16 protein-coding genes and 1 other annotated feature are annotated in these 16,396 nt (G+C 46.0%); of the genes, 6 read left to right on the top strand and 10 right to left on the bottom strand.

The window, feature by feature from the left end:
* Positions 1-61: 61 nt before the first annotated feature.
* Complete coding sequence (locus RG959_RS13220; RefSeq protein WP_309088160.1) at positions 62-391, top strand: hypothetical protein; 330 nt, start codon at positions 62-64, stop codon at positions 389-391.
* 99 nt (positions 392-490) lie between these two features.
* Here RG959_RS13220 and RG959_RS13225 read toward each other — a convergent pair whose 3' ends face one another.
* The 3 genes from RG959_RS13225 to RG959_RS13235 all read right to left on the bottom strand — a co-directional run bounded on the left by RG959_RS13225 (position 491) and on the right by RG959_RS13235 (position 3,780).
* Positions 491-1,732 (bottom strand): glutamate-5-semialdehyde dehydrogenase, encoded by a 1,242-nt coding sequence (locus RG959_RS13225; protein ID WP_342797496.1) that lies wholly within the window; start codon positions 1,730-1,732, stop codon positions 491-493.
* Between the two features lie 11 nt (positions 1,733-1,743).
* Positions 1,744-2,859: a glutamate 5-kinase gene (proB, locus tag RG959_RS13230; RefSeq protein WP_342797497.1), complete on the bottom strand. Its 1,116-nt coding sequence runs from the start codon at positions 2,857-2,859 to the stop codon at positions 1,744-1,746.
* Positions 2,860-2,905: 46 nt separating this feature from the next.
* Positions 2,906-3,114, bottom strand: a binding site (T-box leader).
* Positions 3,115-3,144: 30 nt separating this feature from the next.
* Positions 3,145-3,780, bottom strand: coding sequence for an NUDIX hydrolase (locus tag RG959_RS13235; protein WP_342797498.1), 636 nt, complete (start codon positions 3,778-3,780; stop codon positions 3,145-3,147).
* A 222-nt stretch (positions 3,781-4,002) separates the two neighbouring features.
* Between RG959_RS13235 and RG959_RS13240 the strand changes: the two genes are divergently transcribed.
* Positions 4,003-5,082, top strand: a complete 1,080-nt coding sequence (locus RG959_RS13240; protein WP_342797499.1) for a branched-chain amino acid aminotransferase — start codon at positions 4,003-4,005, stop codon at positions 5,080-5,082.
* 71 nt (positions 5,083-5,153) lie between these two features.
* Positions 5,154-6,080 carry an MBL fold metallo-hydrolase gene (locus RG959_RS13245; RefSeq protein ID WP_342797500.1) on the top strand — a complete coding sequence of 309 codons (927 nt, stop codon included), beginning with the start codon at positions 5,154-5,156 and terminating at the stop codon, positions 6,078-6,080.
* Positions 6,081-6,162: 82 nt separating this feature from the next.
* Here the strand turns inward: RG959_RS13245 and RG959_RS13250 are convergent, their stop codons facing one another.
* On the bottom strand, positions 6,163-7,242 hold the full coding sequence (locus tag RG959_RS13250) for a tyrosine-type recombinase/integrase (protein WP_342797501.1): 1,080 nt from the start codon (positions 7,240-7,242) through the stop codon (positions 6,163-6,165).
* A 181-nt stretch (positions 7,243-7,423) separates the two neighbouring features.
* Here RG959_RS13250 and uvsE point away from each other — a divergent pair, with 181 nt between their 5' ends.
* Positions 7,424-8,302: a UV DNA damage repair endonuclease UvsE gene (uvsE, locus tag RG959_RS13255; protein WP_342797502.1), complete on the top strand. Its 879-nt coding sequence runs from the start codon at positions 7,424-7,426 to the stop codon at positions 8,300-8,302.
* Between the two features lie 29 nt (positions 8,303-8,331).
* Here the strand turns inward: uvsE and RG959_RS13260 are convergent, their stop codons facing one another.
* From RG959_RS13260 to nagA, 4 genes are read right to left on the bottom strand one after another with little or no spacing between them, the layout of a single operon-like run.
* Positions 8,332-9,066, bottom strand: a complete 735-nt coding sequence (locus RG959_RS13260) for an SIS domain-containing protein (protein WP_396120283.1) — start codon at positions 9,064-9,066, stop codon at positions 8,332-8,334.
* 17 nt (positions 9,067-9,083) lie between these two features.
* The gene (locus tag RG959_RS13265) at positions 9,084-9,806 is read right to left on the bottom strand and encodes a GntR family transcriptional regulator (protein ID WP_342797503.1); all 723 of its coding nucleotides are present in this window, start codon (positions 9,804-9,806) and stop codon (positions 9,084-9,086) included.
* On the bottom strand, positions 9,803-10,546 hold the full coding sequence (gene nagB / locus RG959_RS13270) for a glucosamine-6-phosphate deaminase (protein WP_342797504.1): 744 nt from the start codon (positions 10,544-10,546) through the stop codon (positions 9,803-9,805). Before nagB ends, RG959_RS13265 begins: the two co-directional genes overlap by 4 nt.
* Positions 10,543-11,712, bottom strand: coding sequence for an N-acetylglucosamine-6-phosphate deacetylase (nagA, locus tag RG959_RS13275; protein ID WP_342797505.1), 1,170 nt, complete (start codon positions 11,710-11,712; stop codon positions 10,543-10,545). The genes nagB and nagA overlap by 4 nt, the downstream gene beginning before the upstream one ends.
* A gap of 209 nt (positions 11,713-11,921) precedes the next feature.
* Between nagA and nagE the strand changes: the two genes are divergently transcribed.
* Positions 11,922-13,364: an N-acetylglucosamine-specific PTS transporter subunit IIBC gene (gene nagE / locus RG959_RS13280; RefSeq protein WP_342797506.1), complete on the top strand. Its 1,443-nt coding sequence runs from the start codon at positions 11,922-11,924 to the stop codon at positions 13,362-13,364.
* A 62-nt stretch (positions 13,365-13,426) separates the two neighbouring features.
* Here nagE and RG959_RS13285 read toward each other — a convergent pair whose 3' ends face one another.
* Entirely contained in the window at positions 13,427-14,347 is a 921-nt protein-coding gene (locus RG959_RS13285) for a CHAD domain-containing protein (RefSeq protein ID WP_342797507.1), read from the bottom strand.
* Positions 14,348-14,534: 187 nt separating this feature from the next.
* On the opposite strand from RG959_RS13285, the gene purT reads away from it, so the two are divergent.
* Positions 14,535-15,701: a formate-dependent phosphoribosylglycinamide formyltransferase gene (gene purT / locus RG959_RS13290; RefSeq protein ID WP_342797508.1), complete on the top strand. Its 1,167-nt coding sequence runs from the start codon at positions 14,535-14,537 to the stop codon at positions 15,699-15,701.
* Positions 15,702-15,763: 62 nt separating this feature from the next.
* Here purT and RG959_RS13295 read toward each other — a convergent pair whose 3' ends face one another.
* Positions 15,764-16,330: an SLOG family protein gene (locus tag RG959_RS13295; RefSeq protein WP_342797509.1), complete on the bottom strand. Its 567-nt coding sequence runs from the start codon at positions 16,328-16,330 to the stop codon at positions 15,764-15,766.
* Positions 16,331-16,396: the final 66 nt, after the last annotated feature.

The following is a 16,396-nucleotide window of genomic DNA, read 5'->3' on the forward strand; positions in this document are numbered from 1 at the left end:
AGGGACAGGCAAAGGGAAGAAAAAACTATAAGACAGCAAGGACTATAGGGGGATGGGAGATATGAATACATCTGGAATGCTTCGCGGGTATTTGGCTAAAGTAATGGATCAGGAAAGCTTTTTTTTTCACGTGATCAACTGCATGGAAAAACAGCTGGCAGACTGGGATTATGACACGCTTCTTTTATTCAACTGGGACAAACAGGAGGATTATGTTTCCGGTTTGTTTATTATAGACGGCTTCTCGCACTCTTTTACGGTAACAAAACAAATGTTGAAGGAGCTTCAGGCAGAAGCACCTTATGCGCTTGATTGCGTAATATGGGAAGCGCTTGTAGAAGATGGATTGATTTTAAAACAAAGCAACTATATTGACAAAGCGTTTATGTGAAAAGCGGCGGATTTTTCCGCCGCTCAAGAGCGTAGACAAAGTAAGAAAGCGGGCTTTGCGGGCAGTCTAAAGCGGCGAGAGATTTCTCTCGCCGCTTTTTTATTGACGTATTTGTCCGGATCCGCGAACAAGGGATTTTACGGTTGTAATGGCCGTCAACCCCATAGGACCACGTGCGTGCAGTTTTTGGGTACTGATGCCAATCTCTGCTCCATAACCGAATTGTTCTCCGTCCGTAAACCGGGTAGACGCATTTCGGTATAAAACTGCTGCATCGATTCCACGGAAAAATAACTCCACACTTTCTTCATTGTCCGTCACAATTGCCTCTGAATGCTTTGTGCCGTAACGGTTAATATGGGCCACCGCTTCTTTTGTACTGTCAACGAGCTTTGCAGACAGCGTCATAGCCAAGTATTCCTGGCCCCAGTCTTCTTCGGATGCTTCTTTAATATACTCATAGGAATGGGTCAGGTTATCATCGCCCCGTACTTCTACGCCGGCTTCCTGAAGAGCCGCAAACAACTCGCGCTGATAAGGCCAGTTTCGATGAATTAGCAGGCTTTCTGCTGCGTTACAAACAGAAGGACGATGTGTTTTCGCATTTAACGCGATATCGATAGCCATGTCCTGCTGAGCCGACTCATCAATAAAAATGTGGCAGTTTCCGACCCCTGTCTCAAGAACTGGAACAGTTGCCTGTTCAATCACTGATTGAATGAGGCCGGCGCCGCCCCGCGGGATTAATACATCTAAATATTCATTCAGCTTAAACATTTGAGCTGCAGTAGAGCGGCTTGTATCTTCTAAAAGCTGAATCGCATCTGCGGAAAGAGCAGACTGCTCGAGCGCTTTTTTCATCACCGAAACGAGCGCTTTATTGGATTCGAGCGCAGAAGTGCTGCCGCGGAGCAGAACGGCATTGCCTGCTTTTAAGCAAAGAGTAGCTGCGTCAACCGTTACGTTTGGACGTGCTTCATATACCATGCCGACCACTCCGAGCGGTACTCGGATCGTTTCAATCTCAAGGCCATGCTCAGTCGTCCACGATTCGACTGTCTCACCAATTGGGTCGTTTAGCTTTGTCAGCTGGCGGACTGCTTCAGCAATAGCGATTAAACGTTCTTCCGTCAGTTGAAGCCGGTCAAGCAGAGAATCGGTAAAGCCGGCTTCACGTCCAGCGGCCATGTCCTGCTCATTTGCCGCTAAAATGTAAGGTGTCTGTTCGACTAAAGCATCCGCAATCAGCAGAAGTGCCTCATCTTTTTCGGCTGTTGATTTCATTGCCATATCAAAAGATGCTTCTTTCAACCGTGCTGCTTTTTGTAATAGTTCACTCATGTTTTCCACTCCTAGCTCTCGTTTTTTAATGTTACCCAGTTATCGCGGTGAATCACTTCAGCCCGTTCGTTGATGGAATAAGCTTTTGCTTCAGGACCGGGCAGGCCTTTTACTTTTTCTAAATCAACCGATGAGTAAAAGACCTGGCCGCGGCCGAGTAATTCGCCGCTTTGGTTGCGTATATCTACAACATCCAATGCGTCAAACAAGCCTTCTACAGCCAGGATGCCGACAGGAAGAAGACTTTTGCCTCCTTTTAACACTGCTTTTTCGGCTCCTGCATCTACCGTAACCGTTCCGGCTGGCTTTGCATGAAGAGCGAGCCACTGTTTTTTTCGCTGCATATGCGGCTGCATCGGTGAGCCGATATAGGTGCCGGCCCCTTTTCCTTCAATAATATCAAGCAGCTTTCGTTCGCCGGTTCCGTTGCCAATAAAAACAGAAACGCCAAGAGACTGGGCTTTGTCTGCAGCCAGCAATTTTGATTTCATACCGCCGGTACCGACAGACGAGCCGCTTCCGCCCGCTGCCTGAAGCATTTCTTCCGTAATAGACGGAACAAAGTTAAACCGTTTTGCATTTGGATTTGTTTTCGGATTGCTGTCATATAAGCCATCAATATCCGTTAAAATGACCAGGCCGTCCGCCTGCAGGAAGCCGCTGACAAGTGCCGAAAGCATATCATTGTCTCCGTACGTTAACTCCTCAATCGAAATAGAATCGTTTTCGTTGATGATCGGCACAGCCCCGCGGCTTAACAGTTCACTCATCGACGTGTAGAAATTTTGAAACCGTCCTTTTGAATAAAAATCGCCTTTTGTAAGCAGCATTTGGGCGGTTGTAATGCCTTTTGGCGACAAGTGGGCAATATACCGCTGAATCAATAAGCTTTGTCCGACAGCCGCCGAGGCCTGGCGTGCGGCCATTACTTTCGGCCGCGCGGGGTAGCCAAGCGCCCGAAAGCCGGCTGCTACAGCACCAGAGGACACAACAATGACTTCGTGTCCTGCTTGCTTCATCGCCGCAATCGCAGATGTGTGATCTGCGATTTTTTCTTCCATAATGTTGCCGCTGTCATCTGTTAAAGAACTGCTGCCAATTTTTACGACAATACGTTGCTTTTTCATTGATTATCTCATCCTTTTCCATAAAAAAAAGCATACCGAATCGTCCATAAAGGACGGGTATGCTTTCCGTGGTACCACCTTTTTTGACGCAAAACTGCGCCCACTCTGCATCCATAACGGGGAAAGACCGGCTTATGTTTTCATAAGCAATGTTGGCTAGGGCAGGTTCTACAGTGCTTTTCCGCAGGAGTTTTTCAGCCAATGAACTCCCTCTCTAATCCGGCAGCTGTCTGTATACTAATCCCATCATTTTGATATATTTGTTTTTATTATCGTATATTCTAACTATTTGTCAAGCATATGTGGATGAGAACGCAGGATATCAAGGAAATGCTTTAAAATTCGTGCGGTCAGCCCCCATATAATCCGGTCTTCGTAAAGATAAAAATATTCTTCCATTCTCTTCGTCTGCCAGGCATAATTCTCTCCCTGTACGATTAAATGATAGGGGAAATTTTCTTCCGGCTCCGGCTTAAGCGCCACGTAGTGAAGCTCCGGCTCCGTTTGCAGCAAAAATGAAAGCGGTACGGTAAATATTTCACCTACCTCTGCTTCGTTCAGCTGCATATGAGATATGTCAATGAGGCCGGCATAACTATAAATGATTGTCCCAAACGGCGAAAGCATGTAATTAAGAGGAAAGAGGATCTCAATATGTTCCACCGGGATTCCCAGCTCTTCCTTCGTTTCACGAATGGCCGCATGAGCGGGGCTCTCGTCACTTTGATCGATTTTGCCGCCCGGAAAGCAAATTTCACCTGGCTGCCGCCGCATTAAAAGGGAACGGACTTCAAAAAGCACATGCAATTCGCCGTTTTTTTGAATAAGCGGCAGCAGGACTGAAAACTTGACTAGATTTTCGCCGCCCAGTATATCCGGAGTTCTTTCTCCAAACAAAGCTTTTAGTTCGTTTATATTCATTTAACCAGCTCCATTTTTCTTTCAAGACCCTGATGAGCCGGCCGTGATGCCCAAAGACACATCAGTTCACCTTTTCTTTCTTATCTATTATAGTTGAAAGCGGCGCACATTCAAAAAATTTGATTTTATAGTGTGAAAATATTCTAAAAAATTGTATGATAGAAGAAGTACATACATCAGCCCCTGTGCTGACGAATTTTTACACATGAGGAGTCCTTGAAGATGACACAAGAATTAACCGTACAATTAGCTGACACAAAAAGAGAAAAACCGGATCAATCCAACCTTGGATTCGGCCGTATTTTTACTGATCATATGTTTATGATGGATTACACGGAAGGCAGAGGATGGCATGATGCGCGCATCGTTCCATACCAGCCGATTACCCTTGATCCGTCGGCTATGGTGTTCCACTATGGACAAACGGTATTCGAAGGATTGAAAGCTTACTTAACAGAAGAAGGAAAAGTCTTTTTATTCCGCCCGGAGAAAAACATGGAACGTTTAAATCGCTCCAATGAACGTCTTTGCATTCCGCAAATTGATGGTGACTTTGTGATTGACGGGTTAAAAAAGCTGATTGAGGTAGACCAGGAATGGATTCCGACAGCGGAAGGCACATCTTTATACGTCCGTCCATTTATTGTTGCCACAGAACCGTTTTTAGGTGTTGCTCCATCGAAAAACTATATTTTCATGATTATCATGTCGCCGGTCGGTTCGTATTACAAAGAAGGAATTGCGCCGGTTAAAATTCTCGTGGAAAATGAGTTTGTCCGTGCGGTAAAAGGCGGAACAGGTGAAGCGAAAACAGGCGGAAACTATGCATCCAGCTTAAAAGCGCAGGAAGCAGCAACCGGAAAAGAATACTCACAAGTGCTCTGGCTTGATGGTGTAGAGAAAAAATACATCGAAGAAGTGGGCAGCATGAATGTATTCTTTAAAATTGACGGGGAAGTGGTGACACCTGCGCTAAACGGCAGTATTTTGCACGGGGTCACACGCGACTCAGTTATTCAGCTTTTAAAACACTGGAATGTACCGGTTTCAGAACGCCGCATTTCAATCGAGGAAGTTGCACAGGCTTACCGTGATGGGAAATTGGAAGAAGCCTTTGGAACAGGCACTGCTGCGGTTATTTCTCCAATTGGTGAATTTTTATGGGAAGAAGAAAAAATGGTGCTGAACGACGGCCAGACAGGTGAATTGTCAAAACGTATTTACGATACAATTACAGGCATTCAAAAAGGTAAGATCAAAGACGAGTTTGGATGGGTAACGGAAGTTCCCGTTTCAAAATAATTCCTACACTGTACGGATGAAACGAACTGCTCCTTTGGGCAGTTCGTTTCGTTTCAAAAGGAGGCAAAAAAATGACGGCGGTTTCGTTAGGATTTGGCTTATCGTTAATTGATTTACACGATTCCGGGTTTGAAGAGCAGACGAGCTGCTATGTGTTTCATGAGCCGAAAAAAGCGATTATTGAAACAAGTGCCAGCCCTTCTGTTCCTTTTTTACTGGAAGGATTAAAGGAACTACACATACAGCCAGAGGAGATTGATTATGTGATTGTCACGCATATTCATCTTGATCATGCAGGCGGCGCCGGCTTGTTTTTGGAATCCTGCCCGAATGCAAAATTGATTGTGCATCCAAAAGGCGCCCGCCACCTGGCAGATCCGAGCCGGCTGATTGCCAGTGCAAAAATGGTATATGGAGAAGCGTTCGATGAATTATTTGATCCAATTGTGCCGGTACCAAAAGAACGAATCATTGAAATGGAAGACGGAGGCGAGCTGGATCTTGACGGCCGCATTCTGCGGTTTCTTCATACACCAGGGCATGCGAACCATCACTTTTCCATCTGGGATGAAAAATCGGCTGGTATGTTTACCGGCGACACAGCAGGTATTAAATATGCCCAGCTAAAAAACAAAGAAACCGAGCTTTTTATGCCGACTACCTCACCGAATCAATTTGACCCGCATTTGATGAAGCAGTCTATCGATAAAATGATGGCCTTTCATCCGGAACGATTTTTCTTTAGTCATTATGGAATGAACGATCAGCCGAAGCGAGCTGCAAACATGGTGTTGGACTGGCTTGATGTGTATATGCAGGTTTTGGAAAAAAACAGCACAGTCGAAGAGATCGAAACGGTACTCATGCAAAAAGTCCGCGAACAGCTTGAACAGGCCGGAGTTGAGAATGATCATCCAGTTTATGAACTGCTTGCTATTGATCTCAGAGTCAGCGCCCAAGGAATGATCCATTATAAGGAAAAACAGCACTCAAAATGAGTGCTGTTTTTATTTGCATCGAGATGGACAGTTATTCACCTATCTGTTTCTCGATGCGCGAGAAAGCGAATCTCAAGCATGGTTAAAAACGGATGTTTTGGAGGTGATGATGCATGCGATCTTCTTGAATTCGCTCTAAATAAAGATTAGTAATGGAAATATCTGAATGTCCTGCCAGATCTTTTACAACAGCAAGCGGAACATCCTGTTCAAGCAAATTTGTGACAAATGTATGCCGGAACCAGTGAGGGCTGACATCAGGCCGGCTCCCGGCAGATTCGACGGCTTTTTTTACAAGCTTGTACAAAGCGGCGTAGGAAAGTCTTTTTTTATCCGCATGTATATCGGTTTTATTGTACAGGGCATAAAAAAGCGGCTCGGCTGAATGAGGCTGCAGTTCCGTTGTTTCGCCGCATACACTTCGATAATGAAAAAGAAGAGACTCGGTTTCTCTCATAACCGGAAGAGTGCGTTCTTTTCCGCCTTTTCCTATCACATCCACCAACAAATCACCCTGCCGGCTGCGCCGGAAACTTCCCCAATTTAACCCGATCAATTCGGAAGCGCGGATGCCGAGTGTCAACAGCATCATCCCGATCAGCCGGTTGCGGGCTTCAATCGCTTCTGCATTTTTCGTTGTTTTAATCGTTTTTGCAAAGCAATCGATAATATATCGTGCTTCCTGTGAAGACAGCTCGCGCATGACGGTCCGGTTTTCACCCGTTTCCGCTGTGTGTCCTTTTTGAACGCGTGGTTTTTGGATCCAAACCGACAGCTGGGCGGTATAAAAATGCGTATGAAAACCAAATTCAAGAAAACGGCGGAAAAACTCTAATTTTCTCAGGGCGCTTTTTGGCTTGTATGTGCTAATAATAAACCGGTTAAAGGCCTTGACTTCCGGAAAGCCAATTGCACGGAATTCAAGATTATGGTGAGAAAGATAAGAAAGAAGCGTTTTCGCATCACTTCGATACGCCTTGATCGTGTGTGGAGAAAATGTCCGGTTTTCTTTTAAAAGGCCAATCGCAAAAAAATACTCTAAAAATTCTTCATCTGTACAGTGGGCAAGAGACAAGTTGCGCTCTTCATCAAGCATATGCTCTTTTGATTGAAGCAGCTGCAAAAACGCTTCGTGTGAGGCTAAAATCGCCGGCAGATTCATGTTTTTCAGTCCTTTACCGTAAAATAATTATGTATAGTCCATATAATCTATAGTTATCTTTACTTCTAGTATAGCCGATTCTTTCTTGCAGGAAAAGCCTGAATTCATGTATAGTGAAGCGGTTCATCCCCGGGCGGTTAGGGAAAAGATAAAGAAACGAAACCAAAAAAGGAGTTCACCTATGCGAATCGGATATGCTTGTATCAATATGTCGATGCCGTCCAAATTTAAAACGTGCCGGCTGAAAACAGCCGAAACAGAAGGAATGGCCAAAATAAAAGAACTGGCGCTTCATAACTTAAATGAAACATTGGAAATCATTAAATGGAATGTGGCCAACCGGATTTATTTTTACCGGATGAGCAGCAACCTCATACCGCTTGCCACCCATCCGGTGGTGACATGGGAGTGGGGGAAAGATGAAGATGTTTTAAAAATTACCGATGAAATCAAGGAACTGGCAGCTGAATACGATGTTCGTTTGTCGGTTCATCCAGGCCAGTATACGTTGATCAATTCTCCTAACGAGGAAGTGGTGCAAAAGTCGATTTTAGACTTGATTCACCATCAGGAACTCTTAGATCTTACCGGCGGGCGCGATATGATTTTGCATGTCGGCGGTGCATATGGAGATAAGGAATCAGCAAAGGAACGTTTTGCTGAAACGTTTAAGCAGCTTCCGGAAGCGATCAAACAAACGATGCGGATTGAAAATGATGATAAGATTTTTACCATCCATGATGTGCTGGATGTGTGCGGCGAAACCGGTGCAGCGGCTTGTTTTGATATTCATCATCATACATGTAACCATGAAGAAGACGCGAAAATTGACGAAGTAATCCAGCGTGCCATCGACACGTGGCAGCATAAAGAAATCCCACCGAAAATGCATATCAGCTCCGGACGGGACGGAAAAACAGATCGCGCCCATCATAATTATATTTTAGAAGATGACTGGCGCTATTTTATCGAGCATTTGCCGGATTCATCCATTGATGTGATGGTGGAAGCAAAAATGAAGGAGCTCGCCGTCCTGCAAATACGGGAACAGTACCGTTAAAAAAACGCTCTTCCGCAGGGAAGGGCGTTTTAACGAAGCAGAGGAATCCGTTCTTTATATTGTTCAACCAGCATGCGGTTATGTTCATCGGCATCCGGCAGATTGCCGCTTAAAAAAATCGGCGGCTCCAATCCACGTTCAATCATTTTGGCAATCACCGAAGCCATAATGCCATTTAACAGAGCGGCACTGAGCAGGGTGGACGCCGGCCCGAACGGTGCTGGCGCTTTTTTGTCTGTTAACAGCGCATCTCCATAAGGAGCGCTGTTATCAATGACAAGATCCGCGGCATCACGCAGGGTCGTTCCTTCCTCGTGCCGGGTCTGGGCTCTTCGGCTATATTCCAAGGAAGTAATCGCGATTGTTTTCACGCCTGCTTTTCGGCCGCGAAGCAAAATGTCAATCGGAACCGGGTTAATGCCCGATGTGGATACGACGATCAGCACATCTTCCGGCCGAATATCGAGTTCATCCTCCAAAGAAGCGATATAGCCGTTTTGGCGTTCAAAGGTCGAAGAGCGCACGGCTCCTTTATGAAGCATCACATCTTCTAAAAAAATCGGCTGAATGCAGGCGAGTCCTCCAGCCCGGTAAAACAGCTCTTCTGCCAGCATATGCGAATGCCCGCAGCCGAATACGTGAACAATTCCTCCGCGCCGGACACTTTTGACAATCCATTCAGCGGCAATATCCGCCTGACTTGTTTGTTTGTGCGCTGCATCAACAAGCATATCCGCGACTCTGTGAACATATTTTAAGTACATCATCGTATCCCGCTCCTTTACCGGTTTATGTCGAGTGTGAACTTGTAGCGGTCCGCGCGGTAGGATGACTTCACATATTCAAGGGGTGTACCGTCTTTTAAGAAGGTATGCCGTTCAATCAGCAAAACAGGCGCTCCTTTTGGCACAAGCAGATGCGGCCGCTCTGCTTCACTGACGATCGCAGACTCCATTGATTGAACGGCGCGCCCAATCTCAAGTCCGAGTTCTTTTTCTATATGGTGGTAAAGAGAAGCCATAACAATGACCTCACTTAAGCCTTTGATTAAGTTGGCAGACATGTATACGGTCTCCAGAGCCATTGGCACTTCATCGGCCAGCCGGATTCGTTTGATTTCATATACAGGCGCATGTTCAGCGAGCGACAGCCGGTCTGCCACTTTTTTGTCCGCCGGCACAATTTGGAATGCAAGCAGTGCGCTGCCAGGGACCATTCCCCGCGCTCTCATATCTTCGGTAAAACTCGTGAGTCCAGAAAGGTTTTGTTCTAATTTTTGTTCTGCGACAAACGTGCCGCGGCCTTTTTGCCGGTACAGCAGTCCTTCATTTACGAGATTTGTAATGGCCTGCCGCACGGTCATCCGGCTGACATCAAGCTGTTCGGCATACTCCCGTTCAGAAGGAATAAGGTCACCAGGCTGTAATTCGCCCGTATCGATTTGCTGACGAATCATATGTTCAAGCTGATAGTAAATTGGCACAGGCGAGCGTTTGTCAATCATATCGTTCTTCCTTCCATATTCGACAATGAAAGCGCTTCATTATCTACTATTATTGTAACACATGGGTGATGGTGCAGTACAGACGCCGGGAACTCTTCTGAGATATTTCCTGAAAACAAGCGTGCGACTGCTTCTGCTTTTCGCAAGCCTGAGGCAAGCAAAAGAATTTCACGGCTTTTCATAATAGACGCAATTCCCATTGTAATCGCCTGCTTTGGCACTGCTTCTGCTGATTCGAAAAACCGGGCGTTTGCCTGCCGGGTAGAATGGGTCAGTGTCGTCACATGGGTGATTTGATCGAAGGATGTGCCTGGCTCGTTAAAGCCAATATGTCCATTTTCGCCGATGCCAAGCACCTGCACATCGATTTCTTTTTTGTCAATGAGCGCTTCATACCGGGTACACTCATTTTCTAAAAGAGCCGCTTCTCCATTAGGTATATGGATATTTTCCAATGGGATATCAATATGCTGAAAAAAGGTTTCCTGCATAAATGAATGATAGCTGTTCGGATTAGATGTCGGCAGTCCGATATATTCGTCTAAATTAAAGGTCGTCACATGCCGAAAGGAAATGCCTTCGTTTTGATGCGCAGAAATGAACTGCTCGTACATCCCTTTTGGGGTAGAGCCTGTCGCCAAGCCGATAACAGGAGCGGGAAGCTCTTTGATCTTTTTTATTAAAACATCTGCGGCTTGTTTGCTCATCGCTTCATAATCGGGAACGCGGATAATCTTCATTTTTCCCTCTCCTTTTCAAATGCCACAACGCCGCGGCAAATCGTTTTTTGTACACAAAACTGTCCATCATATACGACAAGGTCAGCGTCTTTTCCTGGTGCAATACTTCCTTTTCGCTCAAACAGCCGTATCTGCTTTGCTGGGTTTTCGGCGGTCATTTTAACAATATCCCGTATCGTGCAGTCCGTAAACTTCCGCATGTTTTGAATGGCTCCCTGCATAGATAACGTGCTGCCGGCCAGAGTACCGTCTTCAAGAACAGCCCTTCCGTTTTGAACGGTGACCGCCTGTCCGCCAAGCTCATATTCTCCGTCCGGTACGCCTTTAGCGCGCATAGAATCCGTAATCAATATAGTCCGGTCCGCTGTTTTTTGTTCAAAGGCAAGACGCACCATCTGCGGATGGATATGAATGCCGTCCACGATCATTTCCACATAAAGCCCGCTGTGAAGCAAGGCACCTCCGGCAGTACCGGGTTCACGGTGGTGCATGCCCCGCATTCCGTTATAAAGATGGGTGATATGGGTCAGTCCGGCTTCGGCCGCATTACAGAGTTCATCAAATGTAGCATCAGTATGGCCGGCGGATGCGGTAACGCCTGATTGTGTTAAATAAGCGACAAGATCCATTCCGTATTTTTCTTCGGGTGCCAGTGTAACGAGGCGGATCTTTTCACCGGAGAGGGTATTCCATTTTTTAAACTGCTCTACATCCGGCTTCTGAATCGCTTCACGCGGCTGGGCGCCAGGGTGTTTTGGAGAAATAAAAGGGCCTTCTAAATGAATACCAGCTATTTCTGCTTCACCCGGCTTCTGTTCGTAGTGCGAAAAGCAGTCTAGCGCTTGTTCAATCGCTTCTTTTGCTTGTGTCATAGTCGTCGCTAAAAAAGTGGTTGTGCCTTCAGACGGAAGATACGCCGCCATTTTATGCAGGGAAGCCTGTGTGGCATCCATTGTATCGGCACCGGCTGCGCCGTGAATATGAATATCAACTGCTCCAGGCAGAATCATCGACTCAGCAGAAGTGGAAACAGACGGCACGTCAGATGGACACGCTGACAAGGGGCCTACAGCAGCAATTTTCCCATCTGTTATATGAACAAATCCGGGAGAAAATACTTCGTTTTCTGCATAAACGGAGCCGCCTTTTATCACATATTCCTTCATTTTACAGCACCTCATTTTGTATATATTTAGTTTTAGTGTAACCGAGTGAAAACTAGTTGTCTATACCAATTAGCAACTGTAGTCTCAAAATTTACGGGGTTATACTTTTGAAATTTCATTTATTGGTATAGACAACTATACTTTAGACGTGATAAAGTGCTGTTAACGAAACCGTTTTCTAATTTACTTTTTAAGGGGGATGGATATTCATGATGAAATATCTGCAAAATATTGGCCGTTCGTTAATGCTGCCGGTAGCTGTACTTCCGGCTGCCGCGATTTTGATGGGAATCGGCTACTGGATTGATCCGGCCGGATGGGGAGCAGACAATGCGGCCGCTGCTTTCTTAATTAAAGCGGGATCGTCAATTATTGATAATATGGCGATTTTGTTTGCAGTCGGGGTTGCGCTTGGCATGTCAAAAGACAAAGATGGATCGGCAGCGCTGAGCGGGCTGGTTGCTTATCTCGTAGTCACTACACTCCTGTCAACCGATTCGGTGGCCATGCTGCAAGGGACGGACCCTGAAAACGTCAATGCGGCATTTGACAAAATCGGCAATCAGTTTATCGGTATTCTATCGGGTATTGTGGCTTCTATGATGTATAACCGGTTTAGTCATGTGCAGCTTCATGATGCGCTTGCTTTTTTCAGCGGCAAACGTCTCGTGCCGATTATGACGGCGGTGGCGATGCTTGTTATCTCCGGTGTATTGTTTTTTGTCTGGCCTGTTATCTTCACAGCACTCGTCTCATTTGGAACAGCGATCAGTAAGCTTGATTTTATTGGTGCCGGCTTGTACGGCTTTTTCAACCGTCTCCTGATTCCAACCGGTCTTCACCACGCTTTAAACTCTGTTTTCTGGTTTGATGTAGCGGGGATTAATGATATCGGCAATTTTTGGTCCGGAACCGGTGAAAAAGGCGTAACTGGCATGTACCAGGCGGGATTTTTCCCGGTGATGATGTTCGGTCTTCCGGCTGCGGCGCTGGCGATGTATCATACAGCCAAAACGAAGCGGAAAAAGCAGGCTGCATCTCTATTGCTTGCGGCTGGATTCGCGTCCTTTTTCACCGGTGTGACAGAACCGCTGGAATTCTCCTTTATGTTTTTAGCACCGGCGCTATATGTCGTGCATGCGGCATTGACTGGGCTGTCTCTTGCTGTAGCTGCGTTTTTCCACTGGACCGCAGGCTTCGGCTTTAGTGCAGGGCTTGTAGATTTTGTGCTCAGTTCAAGGCTTCCGCTCGCCAATATGCCATATATGCTGCTTTTGCAGGGTCTTGTCTTTGGCCTGATTTATTACGTCATGTTCCGATTTTTAATTCAAAAGTTCGATTTGAAAACACCGGGACGAGAAGAAGAAACAGCACAAATGGAAGATGCTGCTCCAGGCAGCCGATTTGAGAAAATGGCTGCTGTCATTTACGAAGGGCTTGGCGGTGACGCCAATGTCGCTTCTGTTGATAACTGTGTGACCCGCCTGCGCGTTGAAGTAAGAGATATGAAAGCAGTAGACGAAGCAAAAATCAAATCAACCGGTGTGCCGGGCACCCATGTTGTAGGCCCAAACAGCATTCAAGTTATTGTCGGCACGAATGTACAGTTTGTGGCGGATGAAGTTGCCCGTATACGGAATAAGCGATCATAAAAAAGCCGCCAATAGGCGGCTTTTTTTATGATTATTTCAATGCGCGGCAGAATTGGCACACCTTAGCCTGCCCGATTTTCGATCAGTACAAGTTCCACTTCCTCGAGAAGTACTTTTAACCGGTTCTGCCACTTTTTTTCGACAGCAGCCATTTCTTCTTCGGATGCATCCAGCTTGTTTTTGTAACGATCCAGCTTACTCAGCCAGTCCTGCACATCGTTAATCTCGCCAAACTGACTTTGAATGTCTTTATAATGCTTTTCTTTTTTTGAAAAGTCCTGTCCCATCAAGCCGCCGAGCTCTGCGTACATGTAGCGGAGCGCTTTAGATTGAATCCGTACTTTGTGAAGCGCTTTAATGGATCCAGGTGCTCGTTTCCCATATGCATCCATGGACTGCTTATATCGCTCAATTTTTTCGTTGAATTGGTTTTCAAACAAAAGGATCTGGGCCTCCGGGTCAATGGATAATGCGTAAAAAGGCAGTTCCTCTGCAGAAAAAGCTGACAGCCGGCGGCTCGCTTTTTCGATTAATGGGGGCAGGCTTTGCTGCAGCTTTTTTTGCAGCTTTTTTCGTTTTTTACGGACTTTTTTTAAAAGCTGCTGGTGAACCTTATCGTTTCGGCTCTCAAATGTCTCTAAAAACACATCCGCTTCACGCACCGGGTTAAGTAAAGAATGGATGTTTTTTAACACCTTTATAACAGAATGATTTTTAGGTACGTTTAAAAATTGAAGCAAAGCCATGATCTTTCTTCCTGTTACCCGGGCTTGATGAACTGCTTCGATATCATCCGTTTTTAAGCATTTATGGCATAAATGCAAATACCGGCTGATCCGCTTTTGAAACCACGATTCCCACTGTGCCAGCCGCCAGTCATTTCCTTCATCCAGGCATTCGCTGCACATAAAGTGCTGTTTGATTGGTATTAAAGATTGCTCGTTTTCACATAACAGGCATGTATTTGTATCACTCTGTATCATTCCATCACCCGCTTTCTTATTCTGTTTTTTGTTTTCCCTCTTTTTCAAAAAGTTAACGCGCTCCATCAAACGAATAATTTATTGTCATGCAGATGAATATGTTCGTTATTTGCATGTTATAATGGATTCGAAAATAGGGAAAGAAGAGAAAAAGCCACCAATGGCGGATGTTAAGGAGAATATGAAGATGACTGGATTAAAAACAAAAACGATTATGATGCTCGGATCGGGAGAATTGGGCAAAGAAGTAGTGATGGAAGCTCAGCGGCTTGGCGTAAAAACGATTGCCGTAGACCGTTATGCGGATGCGCCCGCGATGCAGGTCGCTCATTCCTCCCATGTGATCAATATGCTTGATGGGGCAGCGCTGCGTGCCCTAATTGAACAGGAAAAACCCGACTTTATTATTCCGGAAATCGAAGCCATTGCCACTGAGACACTGATTGAGCTGGAGGAAGAAGGGTATCATGTTGTGCCAACAGCCAAAGCGGCAAATTTAACGATGGACCGCGAAGGAATCCGCCGTCTTGCCAGCGAAACACTGGGACTGCCTACCGCAAAATATGCGTTTGCCAATACGCTTGAAGAGCTGCAAGAAGCGGTAGAGACGATCGGTACACCGTGTGTGATCAAGCCGATTATGAGTTCATCCGGCAAAGGCCAGAGCGTCTGCCGCTCAAAAGAAGAGATCGAATCTTCCTGGAATATCGCGCTTGAAGGAGGGCGGGCGAAAAAAACTCGGGTGATTGTAGAAGAGTTTATTACGTTTGAATCCGAAATTACACTGTTAACTGTCCGTTCCGTTTCCGGTACAACCTTCTGTGCGCCAATCGGCCACATTCAAGAAGATGGCGATTACATTGAATCATGGCAGCCGCATAACATGACGGAGATCCAGACTGCAGAAGCAGAAGCGATTGCCCAAAAAATAACAGATACGCTTGGCGGTTACGGCTTATTTGGCGTAGAGCTGTTTATTACCGAAAACGGCATTTACTTTAGCGAAGTATCACCGCGTCCTCATGATACAGGAATGGTGACAATGGTAACGCAGGATTTATCTGAGTTTGCTCTTCACATCCGGGCTGTCCTTGGATTTCCGATTCCTGGAATACGACTTCTTTCACCTGGTGCGAGCCGTACGATCAAAGCCTGGGAAGAGCAGACTTCTTATGAAATCAAAGGAATTGAAAAAGCACTGGCAGCGCCCGAAACGCAGGTGCGTGTGTTTGGGAAGCCGGAAACAAAAAAAGGCCGCCGCATGGCTGTTGTGCTAAACAGCGCTGAAACGGTCGAGAAAGCGCGTGAGCAGGCGGAAGCCGCTGCCGCTCATATTACAGTGGAATACCAATAAAACGACACGATTAAAAAAAGGAACCTGAATCAGGTTCCTTTTTTACGGGGCATGCTGCCGATTTAATAAAAGTCAGTACGCTCCCGCTCTTGCAGCTCTTCCGCTGCTGTCTGCAGGTCATACATCGTGATCATGAAAACCGTATAATCGCCTCGTTCCGCCCGTTTATCCGCTGCTGCTTTTAAAAACTTGGGCGATCCTTCTCTTTCTTCATCATAAACGAGCAGAAGCGCGTCCGTATTATCGAGTGAAAACTCATCTCTCGCTTTGAACTGCCAGGGTCCTATGTATGGCTTTTTAGATACGGCATCTACAAAATCGGCCTGGTCGATAATGCTGTTATAGTAATCCTGCCGCTCTTCCTTCCAATTTTTCTCCTGCTCTAAAAAAGGGGTTAAAACACCGAGCTTCAAGTCCGGAAACTCTTCTTTCAAGGAAAAAACCACTTCCGCTCCCCACAGCTCCACGCCGGGCTGTCCACCGATAATCACCCATTGGAGCCCCTCGTCAAGAAGCGTACGCAGCCGCCCCTCAAGCGCAAGTTTGATCACGGAAATGCCAGGGTGTCTTTGATCCCATATACCAAGCTCATGGCTTTTGTAGCCGGAGAGCAAAATCGTTTTAACCAATTCAACCACCTCGGGTCCATTATACAGGGAAGAATGGTAAAATGAAAAAAGACCAGCATGAAAAGG

The sequence above is a fragment of the Domibacillus sp. 8LH genome (assembly GCF_038806185.1).
GTDB lineage: Bacteria > Bacillota > Bacilli > Bacillales > Domibacillaceae > Domibacillus > Domibacillus indicus_A.